This is a genomic window from Pseudomonas sp. NPDC089734, from assembly GCF_044748865.1.
Taxonomy (GTDB): Bacteria; Pseudomonadota; Gammaproteobacteria; order Pseudomonadales; family Pseudomonadaceae; genus Aquipseudomonas.
In genome coordinates, this window is the sequence record NZ_JBIVGV010000008.1 from 94,462 (window position 1) to 115,048 (window position 20,587).

Annotated in this window: 18 protein-coding genes; 10 read left to right on the top strand and 8 right to left on the bottom strand. The window is 60.6% G+C overall.

The window, feature by feature from the left end; genetic code table 11:
- Window positions 1–295: 295 nt before the first annotated feature.
- Genes ACIPY9_RS12760 through glcD form a run of 5 tightly spaced genes read right to left on the bottom strand, consistent with a single transcriptional unit; the run spans window position 296 to window position 6,756 of the window.
- A complete protein-coding gene (locus ACIPY9_RS12760; RefSeq protein ID WP_400701244.1) occupies window positions 296–2,473 on the bottom strand; it encodes a malate synthase G in 2,178 nt (725 codons plus the stop codon).
- Between the two features lie 58 nt (window positions 2,474–2,531).
- Entirely contained in the window at window positions 2,532–2,939 is a 408-nt protein-coding gene (locus ACIPY9_RS12765; RefSeq protein ID WP_400701247.1) for a heme-binding protein, read from the bottom strand.
- A gap of 20 nt (window positions 2,940–2,959) precedes the next feature.
- Window positions 2,960–4,192: a glycolate oxidase subunit GlcF gene (gene glcF, locus ACIPY9_RS12770; RefSeq protein ID WP_400701250.1), complete on the bottom strand. Its 1,233-nt coding sequence runs from the start codon at window positions 4,190–4,192 to the stop codon at window positions 2,960–2,962.
- Window positions 4,193–4,195: 3 nt separating this feature from the next.
- The gene (gene glcE / locus ACIPY9_RS12775) at window positions 4,196–5,254 is read right to left on the bottom strand and encodes a glycolate oxidase subunit GlcE (protein WP_400701586.1); all 1,059 of its coding nucleotides are present in this window, start codon (window positions 5,252–5,254) and stop codon (window positions 4,196–4,198) included.
- Window positions 5,255–5,256: 2 nt separating this feature from the next.
- On the bottom strand, window positions 5,257–6,756 hold the full coding sequence (gene glcD / locus ACIPY9_RS12780) for a glycolate oxidase subunit GlcD (protein WP_400701253.1): 1,500 nt from the start codon (window positions 6,754–6,756) through the stop codon (window positions 5,257–5,259).
- Between the two features lie 236 nt (window positions 6,757–6,992).
- Here glcD and glcC point away from each other — a divergent pair, with 236 nt between their 5' ends.
- The 3 genes from glcC (at window position 6,993) to hppD (ending at window position 9,737) form a co-directional block, all read left to right on the top strand.
- Window positions 6,993–7,760, top strand: coding sequence for a transcriptional regulator GlcC (gene glcC / locus ACIPY9_RS12785; protein ID WP_400701256.1), 768 nt, complete (start codon window positions 6,993–6,995; stop codon window positions 7,758–7,760).
- 96 nt (window positions 7,761–7,856) lie between these two features.
- On the top strand, window positions 7,857–8,516 hold the full coding sequence (gene maiA, locus ACIPY9_RS12790) for a maleylacetoacetate isomerase (RefSeq protein ID WP_400701259.1): 660 nt from the start codon (window positions 7,857–7,859) through the stop codon (window positions 8,514–8,516).
- A 144-nt stretch (window positions 8,517–8,660) separates the two neighbouring features.
- Window positions 8,661–9,737, top strand: coding sequence for a 4-hydroxyphenylpyruvate dioxygenase (gene hppD / locus ACIPY9_RS12795; RefSeq protein ID WP_400701262.1), 1,077 nt, complete (start codon window positions 8,661–8,663; stop codon window positions 9,735–9,737).
- Between the two features lie 76 nt (window positions 9,738–9,813).
- Here the strand turns inward: hppD and ACIPY9_RS12800 are convergent, their stop codons facing one another.
- Window positions 9,814–10,602 (bottom strand): IclR family transcriptional regulator, encoded by a 789-nt coding sequence (locus ACIPY9_RS12800; RefSeq protein WP_400701265.1) that lies wholly within the window; start codon window positions 10,600–10,602, stop codon window positions 9,814–9,816.
- 130 nt (window positions 10,603–10,732) lie between these two features.
- On the opposite strand from ACIPY9_RS12800, the gene hmgA reads away from it, so the two are divergent.
- Both hmgA and fahA read left to right on the top strand, forming a co-directional pair.
- On the top strand, window positions 10,733–12,040 hold the full coding sequence (hmgA, locus tag ACIPY9_RS12805; RefSeq protein WP_400701268.1) for a homogentisate 1,2-dioxygenase: 1,308 nt from the start codon (window positions 10,733–10,735) through the stop codon (window positions 12,038–12,040).
- Window positions 12,037–13,332 carry a fumarylacetoacetase gene (gene fahA / locus ACIPY9_RS12810; protein ID WP_400701271.1) on the top strand — a complete coding sequence of 432 codons (1,296 nt, stop codon included), beginning with the start codon at window positions 12,037–12,039 and terminating at the stop codon, window positions 13,330–13,332. Before hmgA ends, fahA begins: the two co-directional genes overlap by 4 nt.
- A gap of 5 nt (window positions 13,333–13,337) precedes the next feature.
- Here the strand turns inward: fahA and ACIPY9_RS12815 are convergent, their stop codons facing one another.
- Window positions 13,338–13,958, bottom strand: a complete 621-nt coding sequence (locus ACIPY9_RS12815; protein WP_400701274.1) for a TetR/AcrR family transcriptional regulator — start codon at window positions 13,956–13,958, stop codon at window positions 13,338–13,340.
- A 194-nt stretch (window positions 13,959–14,152) separates the two neighbouring features.
- Between ACIPY9_RS12815 and ACIPY9_RS12820 the strand changes: the two genes are divergently transcribed.
- The 5 genes from ACIPY9_RS12820 to ACIPY9_RS12840 all read left to right on the top strand — a co-directional run bounded on the left by ACIPY9_RS12820 (window position 14,153) and on the right by ACIPY9_RS12840 (window position 19,155).
- Entirely contained in the window at window positions 14,153–15,259 is a 1,107-nt protein-coding gene (locus tag ACIPY9_RS12820; RefSeq protein WP_400701277.1) for an MBL fold metallo-hydrolase, read from the top strand.
- Between the two features lie 143 nt (window positions 15,260–15,402).
- On the top strand, window positions 15,403–16,338 hold the full coding sequence (locus tag ACIPY9_RS12825) for a LysR family transcriptional regulator (protein WP_400701280.1): 936 nt from the start codon (window positions 15,403–15,405) through the stop codon (window positions 16,336–16,338).
- Between the two features lie 79 nt (window positions 16,339–16,417).
- Window positions 16,418–17,212, top strand: a complete 795-nt coding sequence (locus ACIPY9_RS12830) for a hypothetical protein (protein ID WP_400701283.1) — start codon at window positions 16,418–16,420, stop codon at window positions 17,210–17,212.
- A 29-nt stretch (window positions 17,213–17,241) separates the two neighbouring features.
- On the top strand, window positions 17,242–18,216 hold the full coding sequence (locus ACIPY9_RS12835; protein ID WP_400701286.1) for a hypothetical protein: 975 nt from the start codon (window positions 17,242–17,244) through the stop codon (window positions 18,214–18,216).
- A 39-nt stretch (window positions 18,217–18,255) separates the two neighbouring features.
- The gene (locus tag ACIPY9_RS12840) at window positions 18,256–19,155 is read left to right on the top strand and encodes a LysR family transcriptional regulator (RefSeq protein ID WP_400701289.1); all 900 of its coding nucleotides are present in this window, start codon (window positions 18,256–18,258) and stop codon (window positions 19,153–19,155) included.
- A 5-nt stretch (window positions 19,156–19,160) separates the two neighbouring features.
- Here the strand turns inward: ACIPY9_RS12840 and ACIPY9_RS12845 are convergent, their stop codons facing one another.
- Window positions 19,161–20,576, bottom strand: a complete 1,416-nt coding sequence (locus ACIPY9_RS12845) for a lipid II flippase MurJ (protein WP_400701292.1) — start codon at window positions 20,574–20,576, stop codon at window positions 19,161–19,163.
- Between the last annotated feature and the right edge of the window lie 11 nt (window positions 20,577–20,587).

Below are 20,587 nucleotides of genomic sequence, written 5' to 3' on the forward strand. Positions count from 1 at the left end.
CTGGGACCGGATTTATCCGGGAAGGCGGTATTGGATGTATGGGCATTTTCGCGAATGAATTCGCTCCTACGGGGTGGGGGCTGGTGGCTGTGTGGGACCGGATTTATCCGGGAAGGCGGTATTGGGTGTATGGGCATTTTCGCGAATGAATTCGCTCCTACGGGGTGGGGGCTGGTGGCTGTGTGGGGCCGGATTTATCCGGGAAGGTGGTATTGGGTGTATGGGCATTTTCGCGAATGAATTCGCTCCTACAGGGGCACGGCTGTAGGAGCGAATTCATTCGCGAACAACGCAATCACCCCTGGGTCTTGAACGCCAGCCGAAACTCATGCAACAGCGGCTCGGTATAACCGCTGGGCTGTTCGCATCCTTTGAATACCAACTCGCAGGCCGCCTTGAAGGCCGTGGATTTCTTGAAGTCATCTGCCATGGGGCGGTAGTGGGAATCCCCGGCGTTCTGCTTGTCGACCACTCTGGCCATACGCTCCAGGGCGTTAAGCACATATTCCCGGTCTACCACATCATGAAGCAGCCAGTTGGCCATGTGCTGGCTGGAAATGCGCAGCGTGGCCCGGTCTTCCATCAGGCCGACGTTATGAATGTCCGGCACCTTGGAGCAGCCAACCCCCTGTTCCACCCAGCGCACCACATAACCGAGCAGCCCCTGGGCATTGTTTTCGACTTCGGCGCGGATCTGTTCGGCAGACCAGTCAGGCCTGTCGGCGACGGGAACGGTCAGCAGGTCGTCGAGTAATTGTTCGCTGATCCCGGCCAGGTCGATCTTGTGCAGTTCTTCCTGAACCTTGCCGACATCGACCTTGTGATAGTGCAACGCATGCAGCGTCGCCGCAGTCGGTGAAGGGACCCAGGCCGTGGTCGCACCGGCCTGTGGATGAGCGATCTTCTGTTCCAGCATGTCGGCCATGCGGTCTGGCATCGCCCACATGCCCTTGCCGATCTGCGCCCGTCCACGCAGGCCGCAGGCCAGGCCGACCAACACGTTGTTGCGTTCGTAGGCCTTGATCCAGGACGTGTTCTTCATGTCGCCCTTGCGCAGCATCGGCCCGGCCTGCATGCCGCTGTGGATCTCGTCGCCCGTGCGGTCCAGAAAACCGGTGTTGATGAACGCAACCCGTGCCGAGGCAGCGTTGATGCAGGCCTTGAGGTTGACGCTGGTGCGGCGCTCTTCGTCCATGATGCCCATTTTCAGGGTATGGCGCGGCAGCCTGAGCAGGTCTTCGATACGGTCGAACAGTTGATTGGCGAATGCCACTTCCTGCGGCCCGTGCATCTTCGGTTTGACGATATAAATGCTGCCGGCCCGTGAGTTGCCGCGGCGCTTCAGGTCATGCAGGCCAATCAGGCTGGTCATGACGCCGTCGAGAATGCCTTCGGGAATTTCATGCCCTTGCCGGTCCAGAATGGCAGGGGTGGTCATCAGGTGGCCGACATTGCGTATGAAGAGCAGGGAACGTCCCGGCAGTTTCAGTTCGCCACCGCTTGCGGCCTTGTAGGTCCGGTCGGGGTTGAGACGTCGCGTGATGATCTTGCCATCCTTGACCAGCTCTTCCGTCAGGTCGCCCTTCATCAGGCCCAGCCAGTTGCGGTAGACCGTGACCTTGTCGTCGGCATCCACGGCGGTGACAGAGTCCTCGCAGTCGATGATGGTCGAGAGGGCCGACTCCAGCAGAAGGTCCTTGATCCCGGCGACATCGTTGCTGCCGATGGCGTGTTTGTGGTCGATCTGGATTTCGACATGCAGGCCGTTGTTCTTCAACAGAATCGCACTCGGGTGCAACGGGTCGCCCTGATGGCCGAGGTATTTTTCCGGGTGTCGCAGGCCTGTTTCCCTGTTGTCGGCCAGCCGGATCTGCAATTGGCCGTTGACGACGGCGTAATGCCGCGCATCAATGTGGGTGCCCCGGGCAAGCGGGGCCATTTCGTCAAGCAGCTCGCGGGCCATGACGATGACCTTGGCTCCGCGCAGCGGGTTGTAACCGGCACTGATTTCCGCGCCTTCATGGGTGGGGATTGCATCAGTGCCGTACAGCGCGTCATACAGTGACCCCCAGCGGGCATTGGCTGCGTTGAGGGCATAGCGCGCATTGCTGGCGGGTACCACCAGTTGCGGGCCTGACTGATCGCTGATCTCCAGGTCCACATTGGAGGTGGTGGCGCAGACCTGTTCCGGCACGGGGTCCAGATAGCCGATCGATTGCAGAAAGCTGCGATAGGCGGGCATGTCGCCGATCGGGCCGGGGTGTGCCTTGTGCCATTTATCCAGTTCGCCTTGCAGGCGATTGCGTTCAGTCAGCAGGTCGCGGTTCAGCGGGGCCAGCTCATGAATCAGGGCATCGAACCCTTCCCAGAACTCATCACGATCCAGTCCTGTGCCCGGCAGCACTTCGTCATCGACAAAACGTTGCAGGTTGACGGCCACTGTCAGGTGTTGGCATTTGGTGAAATCAGTCATGAACAGGCCTCGCAGGTGCATGTGGGAGCGGCTTCAGCCGCGAAAAGGGCTCAGACCGTCAGTCGGCATTCAGTGCCGCAATCCCGGCCTTGGCCACCTGTGCATCCTGATCGGACTTGACCCCCGAGACACCCACCGCGCCGATGACCTGACCGTCGACAATGACCGGGACGCCGCCTTCCAGCGAGGTCAGCAATGGCGCGCTCAGGAACGCGGTGCGCCCGCCATTGACCATCTCTTCATACCCCTTGGACTCGCGGCGTCCGAGGGCTGAGGTCCGGGCCTTTTCCATGCTGATGTAACTGCTGATCACGGCACAGCCGTCCAGACGCTCGAAGGCCAGCAGGTGCCCGCCGTCATCGACAATGGCAATGGAAACGGCCCAGTCGTTGGCCAGTGCTTCGTTACGGGCGGCGGCCAGCATCTGGCTGACTTCGGTCTGGGTCAGAACGGCTTTTATTTTCATGAGGTTCTCCAGGTTGTCTTTCAGTGGGATTCAGAGGTGTTCAGGGCTTGATCGACCAGTTCGATCCAGTGCCGGACCGGTGTCCGGTTGGCACCCGACAGGTGAGTCTGGCAGCCGATATTGGCCGTGGCGATCACTTCCGGCCTGCCGCTTTCCAGTGCATTCATTCTGTTGTCGCGCAGTTGCCGTGACAGCTGTGGCTGGGTGATGGAGTACGTCCCGGCCGAGCCGCAGCATAAATGCCCGTCGGGCACGGCTGTCAGGTTGAAGCCCAGACGCGACAGGACGCGTTCGACTTCGCCCCCCAGCTTTTGTGCATGTTGCAGTGTACAGGGGCAGTGAAAGGCCAGGCGCACGCCGCTTTTGATGCCCAGTTGCTCCAGAGGTTCGTCACGCAGCACTTCGACCAGGTCACGGGTGAGGGCGCTGATGCGCGCAGCCTTGCTGGCATAGGCCGGATCGTGACGCAGCAGATGACCATAATCCTTGACGAAGGCACCGCAACCGCTGGCGGTCTGGAGGATGGATTCGGCCCCGTTTTCAACGGCTGGCCACCAGGCATCGATATTGCGCCGCGCCCGATCCAGGCCGCTGTCCTGAGCATTCAAATGATAGTCCACGGCCCCACAGCATCCGGCTTCACTGACGGGCTGCACGCTGATGCCCAGGCGATCCAGCACCCGGGCGGTCGCGGCATTGGTATTGGGTGACAGGCCCGGTTGCACGCAGCCTTCCAGCATCAGCACCTGGCGCGAGTGGCGTGGTTGCGGACGAGCGCCTGCGGGATGAATGGCCGCGGGAAGCTTGGTTTTCAGGCCGTCAGGCAACAGGGGGCGAAAGGTGTTGCCCAGGTGTGTCAGGGATTTGAACAGGTCGGGGTGAGGCACGACATGGCGCAGGCCATCGCGTAACAGCTTCTGGCCCAGTGGCCGGGGCACGGCGGCATCGACCACGGCGCGACCGATGTCCAGCAGGTTGTGATAATCCACGCCGGACGGGCAGGTGGTTTCGCAATTGCGGCAGCTCAGGCAACGGTCCAGATGCAACTGGGTCTTTTCGGTGGCTTCCTGGCCTTCCAGCACCTGCTTGATCAGATAAATGCGCCCACGCGGGCCATCGAGTTCATCGCCGAGCAATTGATAGGTCGGGCAGGTGGCATTGCAGAAGCCGCAATGCACACAACTGCGCAGAATGCTTTCGGCTTCCTCGGCACGGGGCAGGTGTCTGGCGTGTTCACTCAGGGTGGTCTGCATGATTCAGAACTCCGCGTACATTCGGCCAGGGTTGAAGATGCCCCGTGGGTCGAGCCGGGCCTTGAGTTGTTGGTGATAGCGCAGCAAAGGCGTGGCCAGTGGCTGGAACGGACTGTCTTCGTGGCCCGGCTGATAGCAGGTGGCATGCCCGCCGATGGCCGTGACGATGCTTCGGAGAGTGGTGCTGTCTGCATCGGACTTCAGCCAGCGTTGCGCACCGCCCCAGTCGATCAATTGCTCGCCCGGCAGCTCCAGCTCCCCGGTATTGTTCGGTACTGACACGCGCCACAGGGGGCGGCTGTCGTGGAAAAAATCCAGACGCTGCTCGTTCAGGTCCTGCCAGTAGCCGGAATCCAGCGCCTGCCCTCCGATGCTGTCCCGGGCGGCATTCACTGAACCTTCGCCGCCTTCTAGGCGCAGACGCAATACACGGCCATCATGGCTGGCGGCGCTGATCGGAATGGGCCGCTGACCCCATTCGGCGAGGCATTGCAGGGCGCGGGCTCGGGGCATTTCCAGTGCGAGGCTGCTGCACTGGCGAGGTTTGGGCAGCACCTTGAGCGAAACCTCGGTCAACAGGCCCAGGCACCCCAGGCTGCCGGCCATCAGCCGCGAGACGTCATAACCGGCGACGTTCTTCATGACCTCGCCGCCAAAGCGCAAATGCTTGCCCTGGCCGGTGATCACTCGCGTACCGAGCACGAAATCCCGTACAGAACCGCTCCATGGCCGACGCGGCCCGGACAAACCGGCGGCGACCATGCCTCCCAGCGTGGCCTGACCCAGAACCGGGGGTTCGCAGGGCAGCATCTGCCCGGCGTCATCGAGCACCTGCATCAGTTCGCTCAACGGGGTTCCGGCACGGGCGGTCATCACCAGTTCCGTAGGGTCGTAGCTGACAATGCCACGGTGCTCGCGGGTGTCGAGTACCTTGCCGGTCACGTCGCGGCCAAGAAAGGACTTGCTGTTGCCGCCCTGAATCCTGAGCGGCGTAGTGTTCTGAAGAGCCTGATTGACCTGTTCCAGCAGGTTCTGGCTGGCGTCGTTGTCATGTGTCGTCATCATCAGAAGCGCTCCAGGTCAGGGAAGGGCAGCTGGCCCGCATGCACATGCATGGCACCGAATTCCGCACAGCGATGCAGGGTCGGAATGTTCTTGCCGGGGTTGAGCAGACCGCTGGCGTCGAAGGCGGCTTTTATCGCGTGAAAGAAGGTCAACTCGTCGCTGTTGAACTGGGCGCACATCTGATTGATTTTCTCGCGACCGACCCCGTGTTCTCCGGTGATACTGCCGCCGACCGCGACGCACAGTTCCAGAATCTTGCCGCCCAGGGTTTCGGCACGTTCCAGCTCGCCCGGCTGGTTGGCATCGAACAGGATCAGCGGATGCATGTTGCCGTCTCCGGCATGAAACACATTGGCAACCCGCAGGCCGCAGGTTTCGGATAGTTGTGCGATGCCTTGCAATACACCGGGCAGTTCCCGGCGCGGAATGGTGCCGTCCATGCAGTAATAGTCCGGCGACAGGCGACCGACCGCCGGGAAGGCGTTCTTGCGTCCGGCCCAGAAACGTACCCGTTCGGCTTCGTCCCTGGCCTGGCGCAGTTCGGTGGCACCGGCTCGGGTCAGGACGTCCCGGACCCGTTCGCAATCGGCATGAACATCGGCTTCGACGCCGTCGAGCTCGCACAGCAGGATGGCTTCGGCCTCGACCGGGTAGCCGGCGTGGATGAAGTCCTCGGCGGCGCGAATCGCCAGGTTGTCCATCATCTCCAGCCCGCCGGGGATGATGCCGGCGGCAATGATATCGCCCACGGCGCGCCCGGCCTTTTCCACGGAATCGAAGGCGGCCAGCAGCACCTTGGCCACCTCGGGTTTGGGTAGCAGCTTGACGGTCACTTCGGTAATGACGCCAAGCATGCCTTCCGAGCCGGTAAACAGCGCCAGCAGATCGAAGCCGGGCGAATCCAGAGCGTCACTGCCCAAGGTCATGGGCTCGCCTTCGACCGTCAGCATCTCAACCTTGAGCAGGTTGTGTACGGTCAGACCGTATTTGAGGCAATGCACGCCCCCGGCGTTTTCCGCGACATTGCCGCCGATGGAGCAGGCAATCTGCGACGAGGGGTCCGGTGCGTAATACAGCCCGTGGGGGGCGGCGGCCTGGGAGATTGCCAGGTTGCGAACGCCAGGCTGGACTCGTGCCAGACGGGCGGCGGGGTCGATTTCCAGTATCTGGTTGAAGCGCGCCATTACCAGCAGCACCCCTTGCTCCAGGGGCAGGGCACCTCCGGAAAGACCGGTTCCTGCTCCCCGCGCGACCACTGGCACACGTCGCTCATGGCACAACCTGAGCAGGGTCTGGACCTCTTTGATATGCCGGGGCAAGGCCACCAGCATAGGCGTGGTGCGATAGGCGGACAGGCCGTCGCACTCATAGGGCCGCAGCTCCTCGGGGCGATGCAGGATGTCCAGATCGGGTAGCTGCTGTTTCAGGTCATCCAGCAGTTGCTGCTTGTCGACGGCAGGCAGAGGGCCATCGATGCGTTCGTCGTAAAGAATATTCATGGTGCAACCCGGTGTTGTTTTTGTAGGGCTTGCGTGTACCGGCGTCAGGCCTCGGTTGACTTGCATCATTGGCGCTGGCGGCTTTACTGTCCATGTTTTACAGAAGTGGTCGAACCAGTTTTTTTAGCGCTTCTGGCGATAAATTTTAAAAAAGTCATTGAAAATCATGCGTTTGATTTTTAATGAAATACACGCCGGTTTTGATTCTTTATCTGGTCATACCAGTGGGGGAAAGGATGAGCGGTCCGGTGAAACAACGTACTCCGCAAGTGGCGGATGTGGTCTGTGAACGTATCGAGCGGCTGATCGTCGACGGTGTCTTGAAGGTGGGGCAGCTGTTGCCTTCCGAGCGGCGTCTGACCGAGAAACTGGGTGTTTCACGCACGGCTCTGCGTGAAGGCCTGAAGCTGCTGCGGGCGCGGGGCATTATCGAGACCGAGCAGGGCAAGGGCTCGTTTGTCGCGCAGATGGATAACCCGCAGCAGGTGTCGCCCCTGATGCACTTGTTCGGCTCGCAACCGCGTACGCTCTATGACCTGTTTGAAGTGCGCAGCCTGCTGGAGGGCGAATCAGCCCGCCTGGCGGCCCTGCGTGGCACCGATGCGGACTTCGTCTTGATCACCCGCAGCTATGACGCCCTGGTCGCTGCCCAGAGTCGCGAGCTTGAGGCCAGCGAACATGCCCGGCTCGACCATGCTTTTCACCTGGCCATCTGCGAGGCCTCGCATAACCCCGTGCTGGTGCAGACCTTGCGCTCGTTGACCGATCTGCTGCTCAACACGGTCTATGCCTCGGTCAACAACCTGTATCACCGGGAAACCCAGAAGCGTCAGATCGATCGTCAGCACGCCCGACTGTACAACGCCGTGACCGGTCGTCTCCCCGAACAGGCCCGCAAGGCTGCGCTGGCGCATATCCAGAGTATCTGTGACAACCTGCGGGAAATCGAAAACGAAGAGCAGCGGCTGGTACGTTCGACCCTGCGCCTGGAAGGCTGGGCATGAGTGAGTGCTTGACAGCTCAAGGCCGATCCCGCAACTTACGCAAAACGTAATCGGGTTACGAAAATAACAATTGAGTGTGTCTGAGGGCTTTCGCGAATGAATTCGCTCCCACGAGATACTGCCCGGCCTGAGCTGTTTACCTATTACCGCTCGACCTCCAGTTACCGCGTGCGTATTGCGCTGGCGCTGAAGGGACTGGATTACACCGCGATTCCCGTCAATCTGCTGCGTGGCGAGCATCTCGTGCCGGAATACAAGACCCTCAACCCGCAGGGCAGGGTGCCTGCCTTGAGGCTTGAGAGTGGTGAAATCATTACCCAGTCGCCTGCCATCATCGAATACCTTGAAGAACGATATCCGGACAAGCCCTTGCTCTCACCAGACCTGTTATTGCGCGCCCGGCAAAGGGCGGTTGCAGCCGTCATCGGGTGTGACATCCACCCACTGCACAATGTCTCGGTGCTCAATCGTTTGCGAGGCATGGGGCATGACGAGACGGCTGTCACCGACTGGATCGGTCACTGGATAAGCGAAGGCTTGAAGACCGTCGAGCCGCTGATCGACGGGACTGCATTCTGTTTTGGCGATACGCCCAGCGTGGCGGATGTGTACCTGTTACCACAGGTGTATGCGGCCCGGCGTTTCAAGGTCGATCTGAGCACCTGTCCGCGTATCGTGCAGGTCGAGCAACTGGCACTCAATGCTCCTGCCTTTCAGAAGGCTCACCCGGATGCGCAACCGGACAGGCCGGACTAGGCTGAATTTATGAAAACTCTGGGTCTGCAACTAATTTTCGGTGACTTCCTCGCCCGCAGCGTTCGCGGCGTTCCCTGTGCGCCACCCGCAGAAAAGTGATTTCGGTTGTCCCGTTTTCTCACTTTTCCTGCAAGGAGCCAGACCATGGCTGATCTCTACGAAAACCCGATGGGCCTGATGGGCTTCGAGTTCATCGAATTTGCCTCGCCGACCCCCAACACCCTTGAACCTGTCTTTCAGATGATGGGCTTTACCAGGGTTGCCACCCACCGCTCCAAGGATGTGGTGTTGTATCGCCAGGGAGCGATCAACCTGATCCTTAACAATGAACCCCATAGCCTGGCTTCGTATTTTGCGGCCGAACACGGGCCGTCGGTGTGCGGCATGGCGTTTCGGGTCAAGGATGCGCAAAAGGCCTACAGCCGTGCGCTGGAGCTGGGCGCACAGCCGGTGGAGATCGCCACCGGGCCGATGGAATTGCGTCTGCCGGCGATCAAGGGCATCGGCGGTGCGCCCTTGTACCTGATCGACCGTTTTGGCGAAGGCACCTCGATCTATGACATCGACTTCAACTTCATTGAGGGTGTGGATCGGCATCCGGTGGGGGCCGGCCTGAAGTTCATCGATCACCTGACCCACAACGTCTATCGCGGGCGCATGGCGTATTGGGCGAACTTCTATGAAAAGCTGTTCAATTTCCGTGAAATCCGCTATTTCGACATCAAGGGCGAGTACACTGGCCTGACATCCAAGGCCATGACCGCACCCGATGGCATGATCCGCATTCCGCTGAACGAAGAGTCTTCTAAAGGCGCGGGGCAGATCGAAGAGTTCCTGATGCAGTTCAACGGTGAAGGCATTCAGCACGTGGCGTTCTTCACCGATGACCTGATCAAGACCTGGGATGCTCTGAAGACTACCGGCATGCGTTTCATGACCGCACCGCCGGACACCTACTACGAAATGCTTGAAGGCCGTCTGCCTGACCATGGCGAACCCGAAGCCGAACTGAAGGCCCGCGGCATTCTGCTCGACGGTTCGTCCGACGGCGGGCAGCGTCGTCTGCTGTTGCAGATATTTTCCGAAACCCTCATGGGGCCAGTATTCTTCGAGTTCATCCAGCGCAAGGGCGACGACGGGTTCGGTGAAGGCAATTTCAAGGCCTTGTTCGAGTCTATCGAGCGCGACCAGATCCGGCGTGGAGTCTTGATGACCGAATGATCAGCACCATGCTGTAGGAGCGAATTCATTCGCGAAAAAGTCCGCGTCGGGACCGTGTTCGCGGATGAATCCGCTCCTACGCAGGGAGATTCGCCCCCATTCTTCCGCTGATCGCTCGTGCGACGTCAAGCAGGCGGTCGGCGGCCAGATCCTGGGTCTTGCCCGTCAACAGCGCACCCGAGCCCACCACTGTCACCACGCCTGCCAGCTTGTTGCCCATGGCGAAGACCGGAGAGGACACGGCGTTGATGCCGGGCATCAGCAGGCTCTGGATCTGATGCACGCCGTTGGTGCGGATCTGCTCGATATGCAATTCGACATCCCTGCGCTGGCTTTCGGTCAGGTGAGGTGTTTCCTGCTCGCGCAGCAGCGCGGTTTCACCAGCCGCCAGAAAGCTGGCAAAGACCAGTCCGGTGGATGATCCGAGCAGGGGCAGCACCGAACCAAGTTGCGTCACCAGCGTGACCGCGCCCGTCGAGGGTTCGACGTAGACCACGGTTGGCCCCTTGTTGCCCCAGACGGCCAGGAAACAGGTCTGGTTGAGTTCGTCGCGCAAGGCGGCCAGATAAGGGGCGGCGACTTTCAGCACATCCAGCTTGCCCAGCGAGGCCAGCCCGACCTGCAGGGCTTCGCGCCCCAGTCCGTAATGGTTGGTGATGGCATCCTGTTCGGCAAAACCGCTGGCAATCAGTGCCTGCAAGTAGCGATGGACCTTGCTGGCCGGCATGCCCAGGTGTTCGGCCAGTTTTGACAGCGGGGTCGAGGGTGTCAGCTCAGCCAGGGCCTTGAGCACCCCCAGGCCGACTTCGGCGGCCTGAACCTTTTGCTGGCGTCCGTTTGCCGGGCTTTCGATTTCATCGGTCATGAGGAGAATTGCGCCAATCCGGGAAGGCAGCTTTATAGCTTGACCACCTGCCAAACTCAAATTACGTTATTCGTAATCGTTTTACGATTTCTTACATCGCTATGTGACCAGATAAAAACAAGAGGTCCAGATGCCTGTCCATTCCCATGACGAACCGCTGACGTATCAGCCAGGTTTCGGTAATCACTTCAGCAGCGAAGCGCTTCCCGGCGCATTGCCGCAGGGCCAGAACTCTCCGCAGAGACACCCCCTCGGGTTGTATGCCGAACTGCTGTCCGGCACGGCGTTCACCGTTCCGCGATCCGAGGCCCGGCGTACCTGGCTCTACAGGATCAGACCGTCTGCCGCCCATCCCCGTTATGAGCGTCTGCCCCGGCAGATCGTGGGGCTGGAGCAAGGTCCGGTCACCCCTAATCGCCTGCGCTGGAATGCTTTCGAGATCCCCGACGCGCCCACGGACTTCATCGACGGTCTGATTGCGCTGGCCAGTACCCATGCCGCCGAGCAGGCCGAAGGTGTGAGTGTCCATGTGTACTGCGCCAACACCTCAATGCAGCGGGCTTTCTTCAATGCCGACGGCGAGTGGCTGGTGGTGCCGCAGCAGGGGCGGCTGCGTATCGTCACAGAACTGGGGTTGCTGGATATCGAACCTCAGGAAATCGCGGTGCTGCCTCGTGGCATGAAGTTCAGGGTGCACCTGCTGGATGCCACTGCGCGTGGTTATCTCTGTGAGAACCACGGTTGTGCCCTGCGCCTGCCGGACCTGGGGCCTATCGGCAGTAACGGGCTGGCCAATCCACGGGATTTTCTGGCCCCGGTAGCCTGTTTTGACGACCGTGATGCACCGATTGAACTGGTGCAGAAATTTCTGGGCGAGCTGTGGTCCACGCAACTGGAGCATTCGCCGTTCGATGTGGTGGGCTGGCATGGCAATAACGTGCCGTACAAATACGATCTGCGCCGTTTCAATACCCTCGGCACGGTCAGTTTCGATCACCCGGATCCGTCGATCTTCACGGTGCTCACGGCGCCGGGTGCGGTCCACGGGCAGGCCAATGTCGATTTCGTGATTTTCCCGCCGCGCTGGATGGTGGCGGAAAACACCTTCCGTCCGCCCTGGTTCCACCGCAACCTGATGAACGAATTCATGGGCCTGATCGAAGGCGTCTACGATGCCAAGGCCGAAGGTTTCATGCCGGGCGGTGCGTCGCTGCACAACTGCATGAGTGCTCATGGGCCGGACAATGCCACGGCTCAAAAGGCCATTGCCGCCGAACTCAAACCCCACAAGATCGATAACACCCTGGCGTTCATGTTCGAGACCGGCAAGGTCTTGCGCCCCAGCCGTCATGCCCTGGCCTGTGAGCAACTGCAAGTCGATTACGACGCTTGCTGGGATGGCATGGCCAGGATTTTCAATAAGGAATTGCCACGATGAATGCTTCTTTGCCCCGTCTCAGCTGGGTGGCCTCGGCCAACGGCCATCCGGATTTTCCCTTGCAGAACCTGCCGCTGGGGGTGTTCAGTCACGGCGATCAGGGGCCACGTGGCGGTGTGGCGATCGGTGATCGGGTGTTCGACTTGCAGGCGGCCGTGCAGGCCGGTTTCTTTCAGGGAGCGGTGCGTGAGGTGGCCACCATCGCCAGTCGGGACCGCTTGAACGATTTCTTCGCGTTGGGTGCCACGGCGCGACAACGCTTGCGTCATGCCTTGTCGGACCTGTTGGCGGAAGACAGCCCGCAACGCGGCAGCCTGCAAGCCACCGCGGGTCTGTTGCACCCCATGGACGAATGCCGGATGCACGTCCCGGCGCAGGTCGGGGATTACACCGATTTCTATGTGGGCATCCATCACGCCATGAACGTCGGCAGGCTGTTTCGCCCCGATAACCCCTTGCTGCCCAATTACAAATACGTGCCCATTGCCTACCACGGTCGGGCCTCCACGCTGGGCACGGGTGATACGCCCATCAAGCGTCCTCATGGCCAGACCCTGGCTGCGGGTGAGGAGGTGCCGACATTCGGTCCCTGCAAACGGCTGGATTACGAGCTGGAAATGGGCGTCTGGATCGGGCCAGGCAATGAGCAGGGCCAGGCGATCGCCATCGAGCGGGCATCGGATCATATTGCCGGTTTCTGCCTGCTCAATGACTGGTCGGCGCGGGATATTCAGGCCTGGGAGTACCAGCCGCTGGGGCCGTTCCTGTCCAAAAGCTTCGCCACGACGATCTCTGCCTGGGTGGTGACCGCCGAAGCCCTGGCCCCGTTTCGCAGTGCTCAACCGCTACGTCCTGAAGGTGACCCGCAGCCGTTGCCTTACCTGCTTGATCCTTTGGATCAGGCCTCCGGTGCGCTGGATATCGAGCTGGAAGTCCTGTTGTTGACCGGGCAGATGAAAGCCCGGGGCATGGCGGCCCATCGTTTGGCTTTGAGCAATACCCTGAATATGTACTGGACCGTGGCGCAGATGGTGACGCACCACAGCATCAACGGCTGCAAGCTGCAACCTGGCGACCTGTTCGGTACCGGAACCCTGTCCGGGCCACAGGCCGGGCAGTTCGGCAGCCTGCTGGAAATGACGGCGGGCGGCAAACAGTCCGTGACATTGCCCACGGGTGAAGAACGGCGCTTTCTGGAACATGGCGATGAAGTGATCCTGCGCGCCCGCTGCCAGCGTGAAGGCCAGGTGTCGATCGGTTTCGGCGAGTGCCGGGGTGTCGTGCAGGGCTGAGCCTGTCAGCGACCGGGCGTGATTGCGTACCAGCCCAGGAACATGTCCAGTGTCGACTCGATCACTTCGTCCTGTTTCTCGGGGGAGAGGATGTCGGCATTGAGGGTCAATTGTGGCCAGAAGGCGAAAGCCTTGATCAGGGCATGCATCTGCGACGCGGCGAAGCCCGGTTCGACAGGCTTCAGGCGTCCATCCTTCTGGGCGGCGCGAATCCAGGCGGTGAAGGTTTCTTCCCGTTCGTTGATACGGGTCATCCAGGCCTGGGCGCGGTCCGGAGAGTGGATGGTGGCGCCGACGACCACCCGTGCCAGATCCAGAAAGTTGCTGTCGCTCAGGGAGCCCATCTTGTGCTGCAACAACTCACGCAACTGTTCGCGCAGACCGGTATCGGCCCGGTAAGGTGCGTCGGGCTGCGGAGCGGCACAGGTCCACAGCCGATGGAGGATTTCCGCGAAGAGTTCTTCCTTGCTGGGGAAGTGGTTGTAGACCGTACGTTTCGAAACCTCGGCCCGTGCCGCAATGCGGTCCATACTGGTGACTTCGAAACCACGATCGCGAAATTCGGCAATGGCTGCCAGGACAATGGATTCGCGTTTCTGGTCAGTAAGTCGCATCGGGGCTTTCATAGGTTCGCTTCAAACGTGCGTTTAGAGAAAAGTTACACTCGGCAGTTTACTTGTCGTGGCCAATCATGCAAGCTTAAAACTACACCGTGTAGTGTAAAACTCTGTTACACATTTCTGTCTTGATGCCGGACCGAGGTGTCTGACTTGAAGCAGCACGGCAGGAACCTCGACCTGTTCTCAGGAGTCAGCAAATCATGGCCATGATCCCCCCAAAAACAGATGCCTCTTCATTGCCGACCTTGTCTCGTCAGGAGGGGCGCTACCGCAATCATGCGCCGACCCGGACGCTGGGGTTCGTCCGCACGCTGGGGGTGTTCTGGAATGCCTTGTTCAACAAGCCCAGCCATACCCGACCTGCCGGAGAGATTCCTGTCCAGCCATTGTCGCGTCAGCAATTGCTGGCCGCTCCGAACAACACGGTCTTTCGGCTCGGCCACTCCACGGTGCTGCTCAAGCTGCATGACCGGTTCTGGCTGACCGACCCGGTCTTTGCCGAGCGTGCCTCGCCTGTGCAGTGGGCGGGGCCCAAACGTTTCCATCAGCCGCCCATCAGCCTTGAAGAGCTGCCGCCGCTGGCCGCCGTGATCCTGTCGCATAACCATTACGACCATCTCGATCACATGGCTATCAAGGCCTTGATCGACAAGACCGGGTATTTCCTCGCACCGCTGGGCGTTGGCGATACCTTGATCGAGTGGGGCGTCCCGGCGGGCAAGGTCCGGCAACTGAACTGGTGGCAGTCCACGGAAGTGGAGGGCGTGCGTTTCGTGGCCACGCCGTCACAGCATTTCTCGGGGCGCACACTGCGTGACAGCAATCAGACTCTCTGGGCGTCGTGGGTGATGCTTGCCGATGAGCAACGGATTTTCTTCAGTGGCGACTCCGGTTATTTCGACGGTTTCAAGACCATTGGCGAGCAATACGGGCCCTTCGACCTCACGCTGATGGAAACCGGTGCCTACAACGTCCAGTGGCCTGATGTGCATATGCAGCCGGAGCAGACGCTGCAGGCGCATCTCGACCTGCGCGGCCGCTGGTTGCTGCCGATTCACAACGGCACGTTCGATCTGGCGATGCATGCCTGGCATGAACCTTTCGACCGTATCCTGGCCCTGGCCTGGGAACGGAACGTGTCCATCACCACGCCCTTGATGGGCCAGCCGTTCTACCTGCAATACCCCAGCCGCGGCGAAACCTGGTGGCTGGAGGTGGATGAGGTCGAGGAGCCGGTCGAAGTCGAACGTGCCGTCAGCAGAAAGCGGTGTGGCGTGAACGGTCGTTGCCGTCGGCAGAGTGCCTGATCCTCAGGCGCTGTCACACCCTGTAACCCTACGGTCTCCGAATGGGCCGGGCGTGCTGCAAGGGGAGGCGGCGCGATAGTGTTTTGATGTTATCTTGCTCTTGCGGACCTGATCTTCCGGTCGCAGTGCGATGAGATGACTCAATGCTCAACAGTAATGCTCTCAGAAAGCTCGACATGCAGGACCTCATGGTCTTCGTCTCGGTTTACGAACAGCGCAATCTGACACTGGTGTCGGAAGCCCTGCACGTCAGCCAGTCGACTGTCAGCTATTGCCTGAAGAAGCTGCGGGCCAACTTCGAGGATGACCTGTTCATCAGCACCCGCAACGGCATGCGCCCGACCCGCAAGGCGATTGCCATGCACAGCCATGTGCAGCAGATCCTGCAGAAGATCAATCTGTGCCATGACGGCTTGCAACTGTTCAACCCCACAAGTCGGCAGACCACCTTTACGGTCTGTGCGCCCGAATATTTCGAGTTGCTGGTCCTGCCGCATCTGATGCGTGGTTTCATCGCGTCCGGGTTTACCGTGACCGTCAACGTCCAGAAACTGAACAAGGAACTGCCTGCCCAGTCCCTGAATGACGGCCATTTCGATCTGGCATTGTGTTTCGGCCCGGGTTTCCATCGCATTCCCGAAGGGTTGATGAGCCAGGTGTTGCTGGAAGACGATCTGGTCTGCGTGATGGACGCCCAGTTCGCACCGGAGTGCGCGAGCCTCGATATCGAGACCTTTACCCGGCATCACCACGTCTACCCGACCCCCTGGACCTCCGACACCAACATGGTCGATGGCTGGTTGCAGCGTCAGGGGCGCGAGCGGCACATCATCACCCGCTCGAACAGCTACCGTGCGGCGCTGCAACTGCTGGAAGGGACCGATTTCATTCTGGTCATGCCGCGTCGTATCCAGACCTTGCTGGCCAACGAACCCTGGGTCGCGGTGTTCGAGCTGCCTCCCGATCTGCCGGGTTTCACCCTGGACATGGTCTGGAGCAAACATGCCGATCAGGATGAAGCCAGTGGCTGGTTCCGGGAACAGGTCGTGAAAGTCTGCGCAGAACAGGGATTGCTCTGACGCGGAATGCATGGACTCTGAGATTGCGTATCAGTAGCATTGCGCGCTCTTTATTCCGTGCATCTCTCAAGGACGTTTCATGTCGGTTATTCACGCAGGTTTGACCAAGGTTGCAGCGATGACTGCGCTGCTGGCCCTGGCAGGCTGCCAGTCACAAACGGCAGTCAAATCGACGCCGGAACAGATCAAGAAGCTTGAAGCGTTCTCCATCGGATTCCGGGTGGCGCTGGTCAGCAATGCCCGGGTCATCAGCAGCGAGCTTCTCGACGGCAACGTGAAGTTGAGGGTGAAGATCAATCGTCGCAATGAAGTGACGTTCTGCGAGACCGAGCCTTACGTACTGCCGGGTTCGCCAGCCGTACCTGTCGACCCACGGCTTTCTGCCATTGCAAAAGAAGCCTGCTGGAACACGTTGTTCCCTCTGGTTCCGACCGATGTCTTCGATCCCGACGGGACGGCAGAAATTGTGGCACCGCTGATTTTTTCCGGTGAGTCCGAAGCTGTCGAGGGGGATGAAGAACTCACCCGCAGACGCATGATCAGGGTCACGCGCTATGCGCAAAGCCGCTTCTTCTGGGAGCAGACCCTGCGCAGCCAGCCTGCCGCCAGCATCGGTTATGCCGATTTCCAGTACGTGGCTAATGCCCAGGGGCAGGTGCAGGGATGCCTGGTCAACCTCAGGGCCAGTCAACAGCGCCCCGAAGCCTTCAAGCTGGATGCCGACCTGCAGGCTCGCCTGATTGCCCAATGCAAGCAAATGAACCTGAAGCAACTGCCCGGTTTCTCGGTTGACCCACAGGGCGTGGCGACGGGGAGGGTCAGGGTCGAGTACATGCCGTGGAAGGGTGGGCCACAGCCGTTAATGCCACAATAGCCGTTTTTTCAGGCAGGCAATGACGCCCTATGCAGATCCAGAAAATTCATGAGGATATTGGCGAGCACCGGAAGCTGTTCGTGCGGTTGCCGTTTTCCCGGCTGTTCAGGAAGCGGGAGTATGCCGTTACTTCCGGTTATCTGCTGTTTATCTCCATCGCCATGCTGTACAGCATTGTCAGCAATGGCGTGCCGGGGTTTGTAGACAACATTGGCTGGATGTCCTACGGCATGGTGGTGCTGTTCATCGCGCTGATGAGGTGTCTGGATGTGATCGTGACGACGCGCTCCGATGCCATTGAGCGACTCACAGGCATTGCCAGGCCTCTGGATTGTTCGGTGTATATCGGCCTGCAATTGCAGGAGCAGCAGTGGTTCAGCCAGCGGTATCACTGCCCCCCAGAACAACTGGCCAATGAAGCTCTGGCGCTGGAAGCGAAATGGTGCAGTTGGCAGCGTATCTGTTCCCGGGCCAGGGAAGATCAGGCCAGTGGTTTCAAGCGGTTTTATTTCAGCCTTCCCGAGTCCGGGCGTTTCATGACGCTGCTGGTCGGTTTTTTTGCGATTATCGCCAGCCTCATCATTACCCTGGGGGCTACGCCGGAAGCCTACTTTGAATTGATTGACGGCTGGCGGAGTTATGCCGGATTTGTCATTCAGGTTACGGCGTTGCTGGCTTATGCCGCTTTGCCTGTACTGGGGGCAAGCGTCATGTTGAAGGAGTTGTTTCTGACTCTGCTGGATTACGTCAATGCCATTGAAGTCACCGAGCGAAGTGTCTATCGCTATATTCGCCAGATGGTCTGGAGTGCCGGGGTAACGTCCGGGCCATCACGATTCGATGGCAAGGCTCCGGTTGTCGTTGACCAGATCGTGGCGTTCTTTTCGCTTTCCCCCATCGAGGCCTTGCGGTTATCCCGGCGTTTTCCAGGCTGGTATATCCGTCGTGTTCCTTTCATCCTGAACTTCGTTTTTGGCTTCCTGGTGTTGTGGCTCTTTTCATAGCGCTATCATCCCCACGCTCCTGACAACGGAATGTTATCCATGCAACTCCCCGACCTGAATCTGCTGATCGCGCTCGATGCCTTGCTTGAAGAGGGCAGTGTCGTGGGCGCGGCGCGGCGTATGCATCTGAGCCCGGCGGCGATGAGCCGGACATTGACGCGGATTCGCGAGGCGCTGGGTGATCCGGTGCTGGTCCGTGCCGGGCGTGGTCTGGTGCCGACACCTCGGGCGCTGGCCATGCAGGCCCAGGTCCGGGAGCTGCTTGAGGAGGCGGCCCAGGTTTTCCAGGCCCGCGATGAAGTGGACATGCTGACGCTGGAACGCTGTTTCAATGTGCGTTCCAACGACGTGTTCTTTGGCACCTTCGGGGCGAAAATGCTGGAAGCCATGCGTGCGGGGGCACCGGGTTGTACGTTGCGCTTTGTGCCCGAGGGCACGGGCGATGACGATGCCCTGCGCGAGGGTCGCATCGATATGCACATTTCTTCGCGGCTCAATTTTGGCCCGGAGATCAAGGTGCAGACGCTGTTCAGCACGCGCTTCTGTGGACTGGCTCGAGAAGGGCATCCCATTTTCGATGCCCCTATCACCCCGGAGCGCTTTGCCGCCTACGACCAGATCAGCGTATCCCGACGCGGGCTGGCCCGAGGCCCTATAGACCCGGCACTGGCGGAATTGGGGCTTGAGCGGCGTATCGCCATGATTACCCCGAACTTTCACTCGGCGATATTCGGCATTGCCGGGTCGGATCTGTTATTGCCGCTGCCCGAGCCGGTGCTCTGGGGCATGGACCGGCTGGGACTGCGCATGCGTGCCTTCGAGATTCCGTTGTCGCTTGAGGCCGTGGTGGTGAGTCAGGCCTGGCATCCCCGCTTCGACAAGGACCCGGCCCACCGCTGGTTGCGCAAGACCATGAAGGAAATCTGCACGCTGAAGTAGCAGATTCATTCGCGAAAGGCGCGCCAGGGTTTCAGCCACAAGGCCAGCCCGACCAGCAGTGCCGCGCTATAGGCGCAGCCCAGCGCCAGTTGCAGCCAGATCGCTTGCAAGGGGTGCAGCAACAGGGCTGCCAGCAGCATGAACAGTGTGGCCAGCAGCCAGTGACTGCGCCACGGCACCACGGCCAGCAGGGACTGGCGTCGCATCAGCAGCAGGCCCGTCACCAGCGCACCGCCCAGTGCAGCGATGGCGATGCCGGTCAACCCGAACAGAAACGGCAGCGTGCCCAGTAGCACGGCATTGCACAGGCTGCCGATCAACTCGCAGTTCAAGGGCAGGCGGGTATCCCCATCGGCATAGGCATAACGCGCCAGCAGGGCATTCCAGGCACCGAACATCAAGGGTACGGAAAACCAGGCCAGCAATTGTGGCAGGGGACCGTCGTGGGTCTGGTTGGGCAGTAACAGCACCACCAGTGCGCCTGCTGCGCCGATCAGGCCGGTCACCGCAGGCAGGGTCAGCAAGGTGGCGCTGGCCAGCCCGCGGCGCAGCAGTGACAGGCGCTGTTGCTCGGCACTGCCGCTCATCAGGCCCAGCAGGACCTGATTCAGGCTCATCAGGGCAATCAAGGGCAGGTTGATGAGTTTGCGTGCCAGGTTGATCCAGGTCACCGCACCTTCTCCCAGCAGCGAGGCGACCATCCGTTCCAGCAGCGCCAGCCCCTGACTGGCCAGATTGCTGCTCAAGAGCGGGCCGATACGCTGGAGCAATTCGCGCACCGCCCCCGGTTCGGTCTGCCAGTGCCAGGGGCGCCAGCCTGAGCGGTAGAGGGTCGGCAGCAGCACGCCGGGCATCAGCAGACTGCCCAGTACACAGGTAAAGGCCAGGCCGGCCGGGGTGGCAGCGTGACTGAGCGTGGCGAGGTAGATCACTGGCGGCAGGTTGAACAGCAGCGAGCCCATCCCCGCCAGCACGAAGCGCGAGCGCGCCTGCAAGGGAATGCACAACAGACCGTGGAGGATAAAACCCGGCGCACACCAGGCCAGCCAGTGCAGGCCGCTGCCTGCCTGGGCGTAGCCGTCGGCGTCCAGCCCCGGTCCGATCAGGCGGACCCACAAACCGGCACCGACACTCAGAATCAGGCTGAGCAATACGCCGAAGATCAGCAGGCGTGGTATCAGCGCCTGAAGCCAGCGCTGTTGCTGTCCGGTATCGCGTTGCTGATACAGCGGCAAGGCGGCCGCGCTCAGCAGCCCGGCTGCCAGGGACATGCGCAAGGCTTCGGGCAGAAACATCGACACCAGAAACGCATCGCTCTGGCTGCCTGCGCCCCAGGCGGCAACCAGCAGCCACTCGCGGGCAAATCCGGCCGCCAGGCCGGTGAGTGTGGCCAGCGTCAGCCACAGGGTCGAACCGAGCATGGCGAGGGCGG